The organism is Dehalogenimonas sp. THU2 (genome assembly GCF_039749495.1).
Taxonomy (GTDB): domain Bacteria; phylum Chloroflexota; class Dehalococcoidia; order Dehalococcoidales; family Dehalococcoidaceae; genus Dehalogenimonas.
Window position 1 is genome coordinate 1 of record NZ_JBDLLU010000022.1, and the last position, 15,512, is coordinate 15,512.

Sequence of the window (15,512 nt, forward strand, 5' to 3'; positions counted from 1 at the left end):
GTCGATACCCTAAGCGACAAAGAGGTCGCGTCACTGACCAGGCGGGATGTATTGGATATCGTGTCCGGGCGGTATGATGACGAGCTGTTGACTGATATTCAAAACGCCCTGGGCGTGATTTCAACCCGAAATGTGTATTATTCCATGCCCCGGACTTTTAATTTAGCCTCAATCCACCAAGAAATGGAATCAATGGCCGCCCGTCACGGGCTGAAATCTGTTGTGATTGATTATTTACAGCTCATTGAAAACTCCAACAACCGGAGCAATACCAGCCGGTATCAGGAGCTGGGCGAGATTACCAAGACACTGAAACGGTATGCGTTGGAATACAACGTGCCTATCCTGTTGCTTTGCCAGCTCTCCCGCGGCCTCGAGAACAGGGCGAATAAGCGCCCTGTTAAATCTGACCTGTATGAATCTAAACGGCCAGAGCAGGACGCTGATGTTATTCTCCTGCTGCACCGTGTTGACCGGTATTACACCAAAGAGGATTGGGAAGCCGATTATCGCAGTATGGGCGAGGAGTACGGTTGGACGCATGTATATCCTGACGGGGCATACCCAGAGGGAATCGCCGAGATAATCATAGACAAGCAGCGCATCGGCGGCACCGGCAACCGGCGCATAGTCAAAGCCCGGTGGGATGCCGACCGCCAGTGTTATCAGAATCTTGAATATGCGAGGGCCAGATGAAGCTTCAAAAAACAGGGCGATTGGTGGATTATCAAACCCAAAAATGGTAAGACGATCTACACCAAAGATCACCCTGTAGGGGCATCCCCATCAAACGATTGTCCGGCCGAATTAATAGCATTCCATCAGAGATTCGTAGAAGCCAGAAACTACGAAAAAAAGCTTATTTTTTTCGGTTTTATTTTAGGGGTTGGGTTTATGACTTTAGGGATTATGATGGTGATGATGCTATGAAAGTCGCATTATACGCCCGTGTCAGCACCCGGGACAAAGACCAAAACCCGGAAGTACAGTTGGATCTGATGCGCCAATACTGCGCGACCAACAACTTCGAAATATTCGGTGAGTATGTTGATGAAGCCTCGGCCACCGACTACATCAAGCGGGACGGCTGGGCCAAGTTGATGAAGCATGCCGCCACCCGCCGGTTTCAGATGATTATCGTCTGGCGCATGGACCGCGCATGGAGAAGCCTCATCGATGCGGTAACCACCATGCAGGATCTAAAAAACAAAGGCATTGATTTCCGGGCGGTCAGCCAGGGGGCCATTGATACTTCCACCCCCATGGGCAATTACATGTTTCAGGTCCTGATGGCCGCCGCGGAATTTGAAAGAGAGACCATCCGGGTCAGGGTGGTGGAATCAGTTGACCATTATAAGAGGGTCGGAACGAAATCGGGGAAGCCTTGGGGTAGGCCAAGGAGGTCTGTGGACTTCAACAAAGTTTTAGAAGCCTTACGGAATAATAACTGGCGGTGTAACAGGGCGGCTGCATGGTTATCTGAGCAAACCGGTGAGACTTATGTCCCCGGATCTGTTTGGAACCGGGTTAATGAGGTCGCCGCGGAGTCCGGCATGACGGTCCGGCAGTATATCGCCGCGGCCAAGGCCGAAAGTTGCCATGGAGGTGGAAAGTAACGATGGAAGTTTATGAATTCCTCCAAAAATGCAGCCTCCCTTACGAGGCGAAAGTAACTCACGCCAAACAGCGCGCGCGTGAGTTCTTTGATCGATGCGACGGCAAGGTCTTTGTTTCGGTCGGAGGCCTCGATAGCATAACCCTCACCTATTTCGTGCGGGAGTTCGTCAACGGCGATATTCCGGCCGTGTCTGTATCCAGCCTGGAAGATAAGACCGTCCAGGATGTTCACCGGCTGATACCCAACATGATCATCCTGAAGCCTGAAAAAAGCAAGGTCGAAGTCATCCGCGAGTACGGTTACCCCGTCATCTCAAAAGACAAGGCCAGTAAGATCAAACTACTTCAAAACCCAACTGAGAAAAACACCACCGTCCGGCACGCCATCATAACAGGTGAGACCGGCGCATTGGGCGGATACAAAACTATCGCAACCGGTTCACGCATGCGGCTGCCCCAGAAGTGGCTTGATCTATTCGGTGGCCCGGCGAATGAACAATATGGGACGAATTACCAAACAGCGCCCTTCCGGGTCAGCGATGACTGCTGTTATCACATGAAGGAAAAACCGTGTGACCGATACTCCCGCGAGACCGGCAGTTATCCATATATGGGTCTTATGGCTTCCGAGGGCGGCCAGCGCCAGAAGGCGTTGGTTAAAAACGGCTGCAACTATTACGGGAAGACAGTAACCAGGTCCTGCCCGTTCGCCATCTTCTCCCGGCAGGACATTCTCCGGCTTGCCTTGGATCTAAAAGTACCAGTGCCGGCCATCTATGGCGAAATTGCACGACAACCGGACGGGTCATTGGAAACGACTAAGGCCAAGCGAACCGGCTGTACCATGTGCGGCTTCGGCATTCATATCGAAAAGAGGCCGCACCGTTTCGACCGGCTGCGCCATACCAACCCGAAGGAATGGCGTTTCTGGATGTATGACATGGGTTGGGGCAAGGTGCTGGACTACATAGGCGTCGGATGGGAAGACGAAATAGAGACACAGGGGGAACTCTTGATTGACTGGAATGAGTTCTATAAAAACACTACAAATCCCCCCTCCCAAAAAGCGCCGGTTTTAATCGGCGCGGACGGTCCGGAAACCGAATACTACAAAAGAGGTGTTTTGTAACATGTTGTATGCCGTGAAAGATGGAGATGCCAGGGTAATCGCCCTTCATAAAAGGCATTACTCAAGGCGTGAATATAAAGACGGCAGGGATCATAAGAGGATTGTCGGCCCCGGAGCGCGTATGGTCTTGTTGTCTCAAGATTGTAGGGAATTGTTTATCTGGCGGAAGTTTATTGATGCATCAGGGCAACAAGGATTGAATTGCTCAATATTTAGGAATGAGGGAAATAGGTTATCTTCAGAAGTTATATTAGAAGCTGAGGAACTCGCTAGGCAACGTTGGCCCACCGAACGTTTTTATACCTATGTAAATTCTAAAAGGATAAAGTCATCCAATGCTGGTTGTTGTTTTAAGAAGGCAGGCTGGAAAGTATGTGGAACAACCAAGGGCGGATTGGTAATACTTGAAAAATCGGTTACATAATAAAAATAGGGCGTTGGAAAATGTTGAATAAGCGAATCAAAGATAAATACGGAAACCCAAGTTTGTTCTAAGGTTTAGGAGTTAAAGATGGTGACTGTAAAAATGGTTGTACATTTCAAGGAAGGATCAGAAGTGGACTTAAAAACTTGGGATAATTTTTACAACCGAATGGCTTCCAAAAACCACCCCGCCGAAACCCCCGAAAATCACGATGGCGCCGGTGCGGATCCGGTGACTTCCAAAAAGGAATGTTTTTAGAAGAAATGGCCGCTGTTAGATGCCCTGAACCGCCAGTACAAGACAATTATATCGTCGCCCTGGGGGATTTGTTGGACCAGTGTTCCGATGAACTCTCCCCGGCTGGCGATGGCTGTGACCGCTGCTCCTGCGCCGGTGAGTGTTGTGACATTTGGGAAAGGATTGAGCCTAAGAGACACAACCGGCTGTCATCCATTGAGGCCGTGGGTTTAATGAGGGAATTCTCTATGCTTCGCCTGCGGCGTCAGCTGCGGTTACCGCTTAAATAGACTGATGATACCCAGTACTGTACCGGCGTTGATGGGGTATAGAATTACCCACTTGACGACCGACCAGCCGCCCTCAAGGAATGAGTAATCCCACAATAGCAGCCTCGGCAGGGCATAGGTGAAGAACCCGATAGTTCCCCCCACAACATTCAAAACAAACACCCCAATGTTACCGATCACATTATCGGTGAATTCATGGGCTGTGAATCCGGTTAAAGCGTTCATCAGATTTTGCTCCGGGGCGCCAAACCAGCTCCCCTCCAGAATGAAGCACATCATCTGGCCTATCATATAGGTGAATACCAGCCATACCAACCACTGGGGGCGCATTAGATACTCACCTTCTTACGGTTGGCCATCTCGCCCAGGGTAACTACTCCAATCGGCACCAATCCCCAAAGCCCGGAGCCGATGACTACACCAAAGAATACATTCCAGATGATACCGGCAAAGGCCGATGGCATCAGCTTTCGGGTGTAGCGGTAGCCGATCATAGTGATGACCGCCCCGCCAAGGTACACAAATGGCAGCCAGACTATCTCCTGCGGGATTGATTGGTTGTCCAGGTAATCATTAATCGCTGTACCGATACCTGGTAAATCCTCGGCGTGCAGGTCAACGTAAAACATTGAGAACACCGCGGGAATATCATCATCTGAGACTATATCCGGAGCGGCGTCCTCACTACCAGAGTCAAATACTGACTGATTGGCCGCGCCGTAGCTCTTAATCACCGCGGTTACATCAGCGTCGGTAGTGGTGGTCCGGAAGGTTGGCGTGGCGTCGTTCCCGTTGCCGGACTGGTCTGTAAAGGTGGTGTCATACTCCCAGTACCAATGCCCGACCAGTGTTCCTCCGACGGTGATTTTGACGTAGTAAACGTATGGCATGACGTTATTGGCAAACATCACCCAGTCATTTGCATTGTCAGGGACAGAAGCACCAGCCAAAGCTGTGGAATCTTCTTCTACTCCATCAACATAGAGTTTTAAGTTTGTAGTATCTGCTGTTACTTTGAGTATGTGTTCGCCGGATGATACTGATGATGATGTTGTAATAATAGTACTTGAAGGCCCTATTGCTATTGTCGTAGTCACAAAGTTAATACTACCAGTTGCGGAAAACGCCCCTGGGTCTTCCGTATAATTCGTGCTGGTTTTATACCCAGATGCAACTTTTATACTTGCGGCTGGAGAACCCCCTAATCCCTGGGAAATACTAGTATAACCACTAGGATAACCAGTTACGTTATATGAAGGGTTCTGATAATGAGTGACAGCAAGCCATACATTATCATTTGTCCCAGCGGTATGAGAAGGTGGGTTAGGGGATGTTCCCGGAGACCCTGTGGTACTGATTGTCGCAGTAGGAATACCGCCGCCATTATCTATCCTGTACGCTTGACTACCTAACAAACAGGAGGTTGAAGCATTGACTGAGATACTGGCACCCTCTGAGCCATCTGACACTTTGTAATAGGCATAACCAGAAACATTCGCACCCCCTACATTTTCCGCATATATTTGATTCCACCCAGCCGGAAACGTTAATGTAATTCCAGCAACTGAATAATTAACAGTCACTAATACAATTAACATATCTCCACTTTCAACGCCAGACGGCATCGTTATAGAATGTGTACTTAGTGAATCTGGATTATAACTATTTGTAGTTGTTCCCTTTGTAGGTGAGGATGCTGATGTAATGCTTGCTGTCACGCTCCCTGCTCCGTCTGATGCCAGAGTAAACGCACTATCTTTTGCTACTATATCCCCGGCAACTGAGGTATCAACATATCCTGATACTTCAATCTCAAAGTCATCGCCCAATTCCAGACTGGCATCATCCGGCACCGTCATCCCCCCAGCCCCCGGGAAGTACGCGATAGCGCCGCCCATGGCCGTGGTACCGCCGGTGTACAGGTTGTAATTGGCAGCGGAGTTCTGGCCAATCTGCGGGATGAAGAACATCCACGGATCCCCGTCCTGCCCTGGCATGAAAGCCACATCCTCCCCGGCTGCGTTCTGCATGGCCACGTTGGTGAAGTTGCTATTGATATATGCCCCATCCAGCAGTCCCTGAGTGCTCAAAGTGAACGGTACGCTGACATTCTGAGCGGTGTAACTGGTGTTAGTGGCCGTAATGGCCGCCTTGTACAGCGCTCCGGTGACCGTGGAGGCGATAACCGGTGCTGAGACGGTCAGCAGCACCAACCCGGTAATAATAAGCCCGTAGAATCGCTTCATGACTTGTCTCCTATGACTATGTACCCGGTGGCCAGCCCGTATATCAATACAATAACTGCCAGCGCGGCCGGGTGAAGTAAACCGAGAGCCGTGGCTCCCGCTAATACATGAGAGTTGGCCACCATGGCCGCCTGGTTGTCGGATATCCAAGCGAAGCCCCAGACAAAGAAGCCAATACAGATAATCAAAGTAATCAAGCTGGTCAGGATAATCCAGTTATCCAAGCTAAACAGCTCCTGAAGGCCATCAAGAGCATCCCCAACCATGGTTCCTTCCCATTGAGCGCCCCAAGAATCAGCCATGGCAGTAGTCCATCCTCTCCTATCCGTATTGATAGTCTGAGTCTTTACGCTGAATATCTGAGGGGCCAATGTTTGTAAGCCTGGTATGGTTCCTTTACCGTAAGCAGCCCCGGTATCGTTAAGGATAGTACCCTGAACAGTCTCGGTTAAGAGTTTAACGCTCCAATCAACCTCAAGCTCCTGACAGACAGTAATAATCCAGTCTCCTAAGAGTTGTTGGTTCTCAGTTTTGGTTTCTAATTGAGAATAATCAGTAGTAACAAGGGTATAACTGATTTCAGGTGGAGTCTCCCAGTATTGGGGGTTCCCTGCCATTATAAGGACTAAGGATGACTCCCAATCAGGTGCTGATAGTGGGTCAAAGTAAAAAGCAGAATAGCCCATGTCATACCCTGAATTGTTATAAGCATAAGGTTCCACCGCCCCGAGCTGAGTGACTCCATCATCATCCATCAACCGGAAGTGGAATAGTTTATTGGCCGGAGTTGTCGGTTGTCCGCTGGTATAAGCGATGGTGTACTTAAAGGCAATCAACACATCATCAGTCACCGAGACGTTGGTCACTGCTTGAACTGAATCAATAGTGAAGGTCGTCGGTGACGCTGGGTCAACCGCCAGTACCGGAGACGATGCTCCGAGTACCAGCACCACTGCCAACGGCAGGGCTAGGAGGCGGCGGTAGATTTTTGTTTGGATCTGATTTCTTCTGCACATTTCATTATAGCCAATACATGCACCGGCTCACGGGGGTAGGCATGGCCGGTGCGCCACGCCCAGACACTCACCCTACTGACATTCAGGGCTTCAGCCAGAGCAGATGGACTACGCTCATAGTGAGCGAGGATAAGATTGATATCATCCTTCAACCTGAGTAGCTCTGTCATGGCGGTGCCGATAGTCCGAATGGGAATGCGTCGTGTGCGCTTTTGTTTTTTCTCTTCCAACATGGACTCAAGATACATTGGCTTTCCTCGTTTATCAAGGTATTTTGCTTATTATTAGATAATGTTCGGAATAATCGTTAAACAAGCTTAACGATTGCCAAAAATCACCTTCTACAATGACTGGAAAACGTGCCGGAGCGTTGAAAGGAGGTGAATAATTTGAAAATATTCGGAATCGTTGGAGCCTTTTTCGGCGTTATCCTCCTTTTTGCCGCCATGCCGACGTTTATGGGTTCCCTGGATGAAGTCAAGGTTGATCCTGTAACTCAAGCGTTTGAGACAGTTACAACCGGAGTTGGGGAACTTACAGCTGACGTAGTGCTAACTCAGGATCTTTACGGGAACCGCACTACTTCTGTTAATACCGTCACATCTGACAATGTCCTCGATACCCCTGTTGCCTCCACCTATACCTCGGCAACCAATACCCTGACTGTCTCTGGCTTGGTGGCATCAGACACTCGCACTATCACAGTCAACTACAACGTTGACGCTTTATCCGACTGGACAATGATGAGTCTGCTGATTGGCTGGGCTCCTGCATTGTTCGTGATCGGCGTGTTTGCGCTGATTGGCGGCACAATCTTTGCCGCTACCCGGCGCGGTGCCGGTTAAATCACGGTTTCAAATGGACTAACCATACAAAATTTAGAAACAGAAAGGGGGTGAATTAAGTGAGAACTGCAGTAAAAATCTTTGGAGCTGTCCTTCTGATCATCTTCCTGGCGGCGATGACTCCGGAAATGTTAACTTCTCTGGCCACTGTAACAGCTGATGTCAACATCGCTGACTACACGCTGTTGGAAATGGTGGTCAACTGGGCTCCCGCTCTGCTGTGGATTGGTGCTCTTGGGGCCGTATTCTTTATGGTCTTCAATGAGGTCAAAATGCGCAGAAGCGGTGGGGCTTCAACCAGTGGTGGCAAATCCAAGAAACTCCGCTAGTCTCACTTAATCGCAACATGGGTAAAGGCTTATTCGGGTTAGGAAAAAACAAACGGGAACACGGCGTACTACTCCTTACGGAGGACAGCCGACTCCTGGTGTTGTCGCTACCCGTCGAGGTCGGTTGCGTGAGAGATGACACGGCACAACAGGCGTGGGCGCTACTATCGGACGATTGCTTTCCGCAGCGGGGCACCAATGTTCCGTTCATTTTAGCAAGCGAAAGAGATGTAGCGCCCATTCCGTTGGATGGTAATAAATCGAATCAGGATGATTCAAAGAAACTGGTATCCCAAATCTTCAAGGAGCGCCGAAAACAGGCACACAGTGTCTCGGAATCCGATTTCAAAAAGGACCGCATGTCCGACATTTTACAAACAATGATTTACGGAACAGGTTCAACTATTCTCGGCATGTTACTCATTGGGCTGGCTGTAAATTCTGACCGATTACAGTGGCCATTTTAAGGAATATTAAACATGGCAAAGACAAACGCAATAGTAATTGATAGGCAAAAAGGATGGGGAGCAGAAACGCTTCCTGAAACAGACCTCAACGTAAATTGGAAGAAACGACTGGTCGGGAATCGTTGGTTGCCGGTAGTGATTCGGCAAACTGATGAATCCGGCAAAGTTACATATACCCAACCCGAAATTCCCAAGGACGTTAAGGCACCGCCTGAGAAATTATGGAGAGCGCTTACCGCCATCTTCCAGATCTGTCAGCGCTTGTTCCCCGGTGACAGCCAATTATGGAAAAAAGCCAAACTGGTATCACTGTTTGTGTTCTTGGGGGTGCTGGGTTTCGTTCTGATAGTGGTGGGAACTGAAATGATAGGACCGGCTTAATTATGGCTGTAGCAAAAAGAAACGGTAAAAGCAAAGAGAACCCAAAGGGCACCGTACCCGAGGTTAATGCTGCCGGTGTCACCCCTGACTTTACTGATAATAGTCCCCCGCCTGGCGGTTTAACCCGAGAGATGCTGGAACAAGACTTGACCACCATGGGCACACCGTCAATAACTCGCGAGCTGCTGCATACCGGTGATAACCCGGAAACGCTTTGGATGCGGACCATCATCGTCAACAACAAAGCCGCCAACAAAGCTGAAATGAAACTGGACGCGGCGCTGGCTTACTTCGACCTTTGTGATGAATTCGGGGACGAGGACGGCAAAGCCTATATCAGGCGCAAGCTGGCTGGTTGGGCTTCTATCAACGGCACGGCCAGAGAACAAGCTGTCTCTGCCGCCATTGGTGAACGTTATCGCATGGCTGCCTCCCGAAACGGTGAAGGGAAGCAAGCCGGACCACCAAAAACACTATAAAAACAATTAGGAGTGATAAATGGTTGCCATTTGGGGATTCATAGGACCGGAAGGCGCTGGTAAAACCACCGGTATGACCTATTGGATGGAACGCCACATGCTCACCAAGAACAAGTATGGGCAAGGCGGCCAATGCCGGACATTTCCGGGGTATGAGCTTTACACGCCCAACGGTCAATTAGTCAAAGAGATCAGCACCAAAAGCCTGGTGACAGAATTGGCACAACTGAACAATGTAATCGTTGGCATTGACGAGATACAGCAATTCAATGACTCATCCCGCCATATGACAGTAATCAACCAACTCACCGGCTACGTTGGCATGCAGCGCCGGAAAGTCGGTCTAGGGATATTCTATACCCTCCAGAATTGGCAATGGCTCTATGACCGCATGCGTTGGCTGACTCACTTACTGACAGTGTGTTCTGACCTTCACTTCTCACCGTGGGGTCGGGAGAATCATATTCCCCAGGGAACGGTGATGAAGATGGTGACTTATGATTGCAAAGGCTTTTTAACCGGCGAGCCATGGTCACAATTAAACACTGCACTTTTACGGCCGAAACATCTATTTCCGTATTACCGCAGCTACAATGTCATTGATATATTCGAGGGTCAAGAGCAGATAAAAGTAAAGAAACGGGTCACTATGTTTGACCTTAACCAACCCGGCAACCCATCCGTTGAGCAATTAGCCGAAGCTTCTCAGGTCCCGGCCGGTATGAATACACCGGCCATGTCTCATAACGACCTGGGCAACCTCACCCAGGCGCTATATGACAGGGGTATGAGTCAGAGCGAGATAAATAAACTACTACGAGGGACAAACTCATGAGCGACGAAGCAGCCGAACTCTTAGGTCAAACGCTGGCTGATGCTATTAACGCGCAAGGCGACGCAATAAGCGCCGCCCTTCAATCTGCAATAACAAGCTCGATGGCTGATGCCGTGGCGGCCTTCATCGGTCTATTGATAGTAGCCGGAATTGTTTCCATCGCCATGATCATGAAGGACAGCGAGGGGAATCGGGATCCAATTCTGTTTCTGATGGCCGGTATGGGTATCATCGTTTATGCGATAAGTATATTTGACCCAACCATCGCCCAGAATGTGCACTTCAACGCGATATTGGTCGCAATCGTTGGGATGTACTTGGCTGTCAAAGCGGCAGTGTTCGCGTTCAGTAAAGGCCGCTTTGACAGCGACGGAGGTTAATTATGGCTAGTATCTGGGATAGCAGCGGCTCAAAGGTTATTAAGACTCAAACAACCATTGACCCCGGACTTCTGAAAGCGGCTGAACAAGCCAAGAACAATACTTCCGGCTCTACTACTACCGCCGGAACCACCACTGAGATGGGCGCGGCCCGGTTAGCGGATAAGAACGGCGGCAAGCCGTCTGATTACCTTGGACTCACCGCGGCGCAGCTGGCGGACAAACTCGGCGGTAAGCCGTCTGATTATAAACTCTATGTGCCGGCCGATACTTACATTCCCCCGGCATCGGCAGTAACTCCCCCCAGCGGAACTTCCGCGGCCCTTGACCCCGGGCTGCTAAAGGCTGCTGAGGAACAGGCAAAGAAAGCGTCATCACCGCCGCCAGGTCAAAGTGATATCACCGTATCTGAAGCTAAAACACCGGAACCGGCGGGTACTAAACCACCGCCTGAACCGGTGAAAGCCACAGATTTGGATTCTAGCGCGCCGGTTTCTTCAATTAAGGTTGCTCCAGAGGGAATGTCCACGACAGCAGCTTTATCCTTGGGGATGATGCCTGCTGAAACTGCCAAGAACCTTGGTGTTGAAGGTGGTTCGGTTAGTGTTGAAACTATCAAACAAAACAACCAGGTGTCAGCAGACGCAGCCAAACAGATCCAAATCGCTATCAATCAATCGAAGGCCAGAGAACTGGCTGATATCACTGGGCTCAAGCCGACTCAAATACTCAAAGATGATGGTTCTGTAAATTCATTATCGGTTGCTGATGCTTTGGGCGGCAAACCAAGTGACTACAAAACTATTGATGATGTACTGGAAGCATCGACACTGCAGGACTCAGGGGCGATAAAAGACAGGGTTAAAGAGATCCTGACTTTTGGGCAAGCCACAACAAAGACATTCAACCAGGACGATCTGGTCAAGGAATACCAAGCAAATGCTGCTGAGGCATCCAAAGCAGGGCTTGTCATGGTAGAAAGCCAGCAGGAATATGTTACCCGGGTGCTGAATTCACAGGCTAAGACAGGTGAAGTCGTTGGCGATTTTGCTTTGGGTATGGTACCGATCGTCGGCACCATCGCCTTCTGGGATAAAATGGACACCGGCGGCAAGGTTTTTTCAGCCGGACTGGATTTATTAACCTTTATCCCGCTGGCTGGAATTGCTGGGGCAGCTGTCAGGGCTGGGAAATCCACCGCTAAAGGTGTCACTGAAGCGCTGATAGCTGAGGCAAGGGCACCACTGACGACTATTACACGCCCGATAGACACAGCGAAAAGTGTACTTTACCCGATAGAAACCATGGTAAAACCAAGTAAAATCCCGCTATCAGCTTTGGAAGTTCAGGAATCCACGGTCCGGTTAGGTGTAGCCACCGATTTGAAGGTTACGCCTAAAGCAGCTATGGAATTACGTGATGATATCACCATGGCTCAGATCTCAGGTAAAACACCGAAAGCAACAGCACCAAGTGGTACACAAGTTGCATTAACCAATAAAGCCATCAACACTACTATCGCTCCAGCGGTGGTACATTCTACGCCCGATATCAGGCCATTCTTAAATGGAATTGAGATTATTCCCGGTCTTGAGGGTAAAGGCCTATTTGTGGCCCCGACTCTACACACTAGATTTACCCGTTCATCGGCGTTTGGTTTGGTGGGTGGAGAGAAAGCAGTTCCGGGAGCTTTAATAATCACTGATCCGAAAATCCTTAAACAATTAAAACCATCAGGCAAGGTTTACAAGGGAACTGTTGAGATCGAAATGACACTGCCTGCCGGTGTTAAACTTCCACCGCCGTCACAAATGATGATGACCAGGGCAGCAGACGGCACCAAATTAGTGATGCCTGTATTTGGGCCAAAACTGACAGCTCAGCAAATATCAAAAATGAAGATTGTCGGTGCTGCCGATACCGTCCGTGATATTTTCCGTCCGGCCAAAAGTGTTAAGGGCGGTAAAGCTGCTTCCAAAGCATATGATGAATTACTTGAGAACAACGCATTGTTAAAACAGGCTAAGGCGGATCTAAAAGCTCTTAAAAAACAAGGACAAACGACAACCCCCACAGCCAAACAGCTTGTTAAAGACATCAAACGGATGGATGCAGAGCGCATCCGTTTGGAACGAGCTGCTCGTATTTCTAATACAGGGGCCACTGCTCGTGTTGGGTTAAGATATGCTGCCAGAACAATGCAAGAGGAAGTAAGAGACGCCACCAGAACAGCCAGAGCCGGTGAATCAACACGGGCTTCTACCCGCCCGGCCAGAAGTGGGGCAGACACAGCTCGAGGACGAACGTCAACCCGGGGTGGTAACAGGGCTGTATTTGGGGGTGGTGTCGCAAGAGGAAGAACCGATAATGACCGTGGGCGTGGTAAAACCGGAAATCGCTCAGGAGTTGACGATAGTCGTCGGGTACCAGGTGATAATAGGCCGCCAACACCACCGGATCGTAGGCCTCCGGATGACAATCGGCCGCCTCCTCCACCGCCGCCGGTACCTCCGCCTCCACCTCCTGTTCCTCCACCGAGGAAGGGTGATAAACGAATATCAACTAAGGGCGATAATGGCTCTGATGAACCACGTATAAAAATGGGGATTGGAGACGTTGCATGGCGCCAGGGCCTTTGGTGGATCGTAAAGCGTAAAAACGGTGAAACTATTTATACCAGGCGTCCGCCGGAAGGTGCAAAGCGATTTGACGGCACTCCCAAGGAAACATTTTTTACCCGGGGTGACAAACCGCCTCAGGAATTAGAGCACGAAATGGGCGTAACTGAAGCAAAGATTGACTTGACCAAGCAACCAAAGATAGAATTTATTGAAAACAAGCCGCCGAAGGTAGTTAAACAGACCATGCCGCGCAATATCCGGAGGCAGCTGGGAATGAGGTAGCTTGAGTGGAATGGATTGATTCAATAACAGCCACCCAAATAGGCATCTTTTTAATAGCTACTTTCGTCATAATGATGACCGGTGCTGTTATTTGGGGCCACATCATGCGAAAACGTGACCTCAACAGAAAATATTGGTTTATTGCCCGCCGAGAAGTTCAGGATCCTGACAATGTTATTATCGCAGGCCCGTTTGAGGACAGTGTTAGGTCAATTCTCTATATTACCAAACACCCTAATACAAAAATTATCATGCAAGCATTTCAATATGAACTCCCAGCCCGAGACGTAAAAACTGCTCAAGAACTAATACTCGAAGGCGTTCCGTATATCAGGGAGTTTCAGCCACAATTCCCTGACAGAGTTCCGTCCCTCAACTAACCCCCAAACCCTACCGCCAGACGCTTCTAAAAAGTATTTGAAGGCCGTTTAGCCGCGCTAAAAGTGGCAAAAATACTAAGATTTTTCTTGCATTAGGACCACTTAATATATAGAATGTAACAAACAACCCACCCAGTATTAGTCCTGGGGAGGATATGATGAGTGTATTGACTGGCAGGCAAATTCAGCGCCTGATTGAAGAAAAAACCCTTAAAATTGAACCGTTTGATACCAAATTGTTGGAACCGGCAACATATGACCTCCGACTGTTCTATAAAGTACTCGCAAGTCCGGTCGGAGAAACCAACCTTGGGAAAGTGGTTGACCTTAGAGAAAATCCCGATGGCTGTGAAGTTCTCCCCGGGCAAATGATAGCGATTCTATCCTATGAAACAATATCGCTCCCATTAAACTTAACAGGTCGGTTTGGTATAAGGTCTGCATTTGCACGTAAAGGAATGAATGCTTTTGGTGGTCTTCAATTAGATCCGGGTTTCCGCGGTCGTTTGATGATGAATCTCATCAATGTGGGACCAGAACCAATCTCTATTTACAATAAAGAACCCGTTTTTTCTGTTGAATTCAGCAAACTTGATGAAGATGCCGCTGTCGGATATTCGGGTCCTTTTCAAGATCAAGATGATTTCCCGGCTGATCAATACAATTACATTTTGTCTGCCCGAACGACTAGCCTTGCAGAAATTCCCACTCTTCGAGCTGGACTAGGCCGGTTAAGTGGTCTTTTAGAAGAATTTAATGAATTACTCCCAGATCCAGACGCTAATCTGGAATTGATGCCAGAAATTGAATCAAAATTAAATAATTCAAGGAGTTTACCACGCCAATCGTTATTGACATCCAACGAAATCAGAGCTCGTATTGGATGTTAATTGATGGCATTGCTATTTGACCCACAGGCCTTCGAATCAGTTCCAAGACAAGATGCCAGACGCTTAGCAAGTAAATGTGACTGGTTGTGGAAATACCGAAAGGACGTGGACCATCATCCCCTATCTAACAACCTGAGTGGATTGTTCAAACGTCGGGTCGGAGATTATCGCATATTATATGAATATGATGATTGCGCCGACGAAATAATTATCCGAATCATTGGCAAGCGAGATACGATTTATCGAGATACTGATGGTTCTTAATGGTTCGTGTAATATACGTTTCTAATCATTGGCAACCCTGAAGATTTATACCCCCCCCGGGGTATGTATTTTGTATCTTAAGCGAATCATAATTGAGAAAACTCCGACTTTATTCTGAATGTTTTCACAGTTATTCGAACTCAGTCACAGTTTTTACGCTATCCTTCGCGATGTATTTCGGCCCGCCTTCCAGTACCCCCTGAGTTTTTGTACAAATAGCGAACCAATCACCGATATCGAAGATCGCCAGGATGATTTGGCCTTCATATTCCTGGCCGACTTCTATCTGTCCTTCGATTACCATACCGCTGAATGTGATACTACTTTCAAGCCGAAATATTCGCCGATCTGCAACATCGTGTAGGAAGACAACCTTCATCTTCCGTTTCAGCTTTTGATA

The 15,512-nt window shown here is 48.8% G+C and carries 19 protein-coding genes and 1 pseudogene; 15 read left to right on the plus strand and 5 right to left on the minus strand.

Features of this window, described 5'->3' with window-relative positions; translation table 11 throughout:
• The 5 genes from ABFB09_RS09120 to ABFB09_RS09140 form a co-directional block, all read left to right on the plus strand.
• Positions 1-696: DnaB-like helicase C-terminal domain-containing protein (locus tag ABFB09_RS09120; protein WP_347001187.1), on the plus strand; the 696-nt coding region annotated here is incomplete at its 5' end.
• Between the two features lie 230 nt (positions 697-926).
• Positions 927-1,616, plus strand: a complete 690-nt coding sequence (locus ABFB09_RS09125) for a recombinase family protein (RefSeq protein WP_347001188.1) — start codon at positions 927-929, stop codon at positions 1,614-1,616.
• A gap of 2 nt (positions 1,617-1,618) precedes the next feature.
• The gene (locus tag ABFB09_RS09130; protein ID WP_347001189.1) at positions 1,619-2,746 is read left to right on the plus strand and encodes a hypothetical protein; all 1,128 of its coding nucleotides are present in this window, start codon (positions 1,619-1,621) and stop codon (positions 2,744-2,746) included.
• Position 2,747: 1 nt separating this feature from the next.
• On the plus strand, positions 2,748-3,170 hold the full coding sequence (locus tag ABFB09_RS09135) for a hypothetical protein (RefSeq protein WP_347001190.1): 423 nt from the start codon (positions 2,748-2,750) through the stop codon (positions 3,168-3,170).
• An 87-nt stretch (positions 3,171-3,257) separates the two neighbouring features.
• Positions 3,258-3,428 carry a hypothetical protein gene (locus ABFB09_RS09140; protein WP_347001191.1) on the plus strand — a complete coding sequence of 57 codons (171 nt, stop codon included), beginning with the start codon at positions 3,258-3,260 and terminating at the stop codon, positions 3,426-3,428.
• A 254-nt stretch (positions 3,429-3,682) separates the two neighbouring features.
• On the opposite strand, the gene ABFB09_RS09145 is transcribed toward ABFB09_RS09140, so the two are convergent.
• From ABFB09_RS09145 to ABFB09_RS09160, 4 genes are read right to left on the minus strand one after another with little or no spacing between them, the layout of a single operon-like run.
• On the minus strand, positions 3,683-4,027 hold the full coding sequence (locus ABFB09_RS09145; protein WP_347001192.1) for a hypothetical protein: 345 nt from the start codon (positions 4,025-4,027) through the stop codon (positions 3,683-3,685).
• Positions 4,027-5,943, minus strand: a complete 1,917-nt coding sequence (locus tag ABFB09_RS09150) for a hypothetical protein (protein ID WP_347001193.1) — start codon at positions 5,941-5,943, stop codon at positions 4,027-4,029. The genes ABFB09_RS09145 and ABFB09_RS09150 overlap by 1 nt, the downstream gene beginning before the upstream one ends.
• The gene (locus ABFB09_RS09155; RefSeq protein WP_347001205.1) at positions 5,940-6,896 is read right to left on the minus strand and encodes a hypothetical protein; all 957 of its coding nucleotides are present in this window, start codon (positions 6,894-6,896) and stop codon (positions 5,940-5,942) included. The genes ABFB09_RS09150 and ABFB09_RS09155 overlap by 4 nt, the downstream gene beginning before the upstream one ends.
• 14 nt (positions 6,897-6,910) lie before the next feature.
• Complete coding sequence (locus tag ABFB09_RS09160) at positions 6,911-7,207, minus strand: hypothetical protein (protein WP_347001194.1); 297 nt, start codon at positions 7,205-7,207, stop codon at positions 6,911-6,913.
• Between the two features lie 141 nt (positions 7,208-7,348).
• Between ABFB09_RS09160 and ABFB09_RS09165 the strand changes: the two genes are divergently transcribed.
• The 10 genes from ABFB09_RS09165 (at position 7,349) to ABFB09_RS09210 (ending at position 14,848) form a co-directional block, all read left to right on the plus strand.
• A complete protein-coding gene (locus ABFB09_RS09165) occupies positions 7,349-7,804 on the plus strand; it encodes a hypothetical protein (RefSeq protein ID WP_347001195.1) in 456 nt (151 codons plus the stop codon).
• Between the two features lie 59 nt (positions 7,805-7,863).
• Positions 7,864-8,133 (plus strand): hypothetical protein, encoded by a 270-nt coding sequence (locus ABFB09_RS09170; RefSeq protein WP_347001196.1) that lies wholly within the window; start codon positions 7,864-7,866, stop codon positions 8,131-8,133.
• A 17-nt stretch (positions 8,134-8,150) separates the two neighbouring features.
• Entirely contained in the window at positions 8,151-8,600 is a 450-nt protein-coding gene (locus ABFB09_RS09175) for a hypothetical protein (RefSeq protein WP_347001197.1), read from the plus strand.
• A 12-nt stretch (positions 8,601-8,612) separates the two neighbouring features.
• Entirely contained in the window at positions 8,613-8,981 is a 369-nt protein-coding gene (locus ABFB09_RS09180) for a hypothetical protein (protein ID WP_347001198.1), read from the plus strand.
• A 2-nt stretch (positions 8,982-8,983) separates the two neighbouring features.
• Positions 8,984-9,460 carry a hypothetical protein gene (locus tag ABFB09_RS09185; protein ID WP_347001199.1) on the plus strand — a complete coding sequence of 159 codons (477 nt, stop codon included), beginning with the start codon at positions 8,984-8,986 and terminating at the stop codon, positions 9,458-9,460.
• 19 nt (positions 9,461-9,479) lie between these two features.
• The gene (locus ABFB09_RS09190; RefSeq protein ID WP_347001200.1) at positions 9,480-10,295 is read left to right on the plus strand and encodes a hypothetical protein; all 816 of its coding nucleotides are present in this window, start codon (positions 9,480-9,482) and stop codon (positions 10,293-10,295) included.
• Positions 10,292-10,675 (plus strand): hypothetical protein, encoded by a 384-nt coding sequence (locus ABFB09_RS09195; protein WP_347001201.1) that lies wholly within the window; start codon positions 10,292-10,294, stop codon positions 10,673-10,675. The genes ABFB09_RS09190 and ABFB09_RS09195 overlap by 4 nt, the downstream gene beginning before the upstream one ends.
• Before the next feature lie 2 nt (positions 10,676-10,677).
• Positions 10,678-13,578 (plus strand): hypothetical protein, encoded by a 2,901-nt coding sequence (locus ABFB09_RS09200; RefSeq protein WP_347001202.1) that lies wholly within the window; start codon positions 10,678-10,680, stop codon positions 13,576-13,578.
• A 5-nt stretch (positions 13,579-13,583) separates the two neighbouring features.
• On the plus strand, positions 13,584-13,958 hold the full coding sequence (locus tag ABFB09_RS09205) for a hypothetical protein (RefSeq protein WP_347001203.1): 375 nt from the start codon (positions 13,584-13,586) through the stop codon (positions 13,956-13,958).
• A 155-nt stretch (positions 13,959-14,113) separates the two neighbouring features.
• Positions 14,114-14,848: a hypothetical protein gene (locus tag ABFB09_RS09210; RefSeq protein ID WP_347001204.1), complete on the plus strand. Its 735-nt coding sequence runs from the start codon at positions 14,114-14,116 to the stop codon at positions 14,846-14,848.
• Positions 14,849-15,242: 394 nt separating this feature from the next.
• Here the strand turns inward: ABFB09_RS09210 and ABFB09_RS09215 are convergent.
• Positions 15,243-15,512: pseudogene (locus ABFB09_RS09215) on the minus strand (hypothetical protein); the annotation flags it as partial.

Coding starts and splice junctions, on each gene's coding strand:
- ABFB09_RS09125 (WP_347001188.1), top strand. CDS start 927: ATGAAAGTCGCATTATACGCCCGTGTCAGCACCCGGGACAAAGACCAA.
- ABFB09_RS09130 (WP_347001189.1), top strand. CDS start 1,619: ATGGAAGTTTATGAATTCCTCCAAAAATGCAGCCTCCCTTACGAGGCG.
- ABFB09_RS09135 (WP_347001190.1), top strand. CDS start 2,748: ATGTTGTATGCCGTGAAAGATGGAGATGCCAGGGTAATCGCCCTTCAT.
- ABFB09_RS09140 (WP_347001191.1), top strand. CDS start 3,258: ATGGTGACTGTAAAAATGGTTGTACATTTCAAGGAAGGATCAGAAGTG.
- ABFB09_RS09145 (WP_347001192.1), bottom strand. CDS start 4,027: ATGCGCCCCCAGTGGTTGGTATGGCTGGTATTCACCTATATGATAGGC.
- ABFB09_RS09150 (WP_347001193.1), bottom strand. CDS start 5,943: ATGAAGCGATTCTACGGGCTTATTATTACCGGGTTGGTGCTGCTGACC.
- ABFB09_RS09160 (WP_347001194.1), bottom strand. CDS start 7,207: ATGTATCTTGAGTCCATGTTGGAAGAGAAAAAACAAAAGCGCACACGA.
- ABFB09_RS09175 (WP_347001197.1), top strand. CDS start 8,151: ATGGGTAAAGGCTTATTCGGGTTAGGAAAAAACAAACGGGAACACGGC.
- ABFB09_RS09180 (WP_347001198.1), top strand. CDS start 8,613: ATGGCAAAGACAAACGCAATAGTAATTGATAGGCAAAAAGGATGGGGA.
- ABFB09_RS09185 (WP_347001199.1), top strand. CDS start 8,984: ATGGCTGTAGCAAAAAGAAACGGTAAAAGCAAAGAGAACCCAAAGGGC.
- ABFB09_RS09190 (WP_347001200.1), top strand. CDS start 9,480: ATGGTTGCCATTTGGGGATTCATAGGACCGGAAGGCGCTGGTAAAACC.
- ABFB09_RS09195 (WP_347001201.1), top strand. CDS start 10,292: ATGAGCGACGAAGCAGCCGAACTCTTAGGTCAAACGCTGGCTGATGCT.
- ABFB09_RS09200 (WP_347001202.1), top strand. CDS start 10,678: ATGGCTAGTATCTGGGATAGCAGCGGCTCAAAGGTTATTAAGACTCAA.
- ABFB09_RS09210 (WP_347001204.1), top strand. CDS start 14,114: ATGATGAGTGTATTGACTGGCAGGCAAATTCAGCGCCTGATTGAAGAA.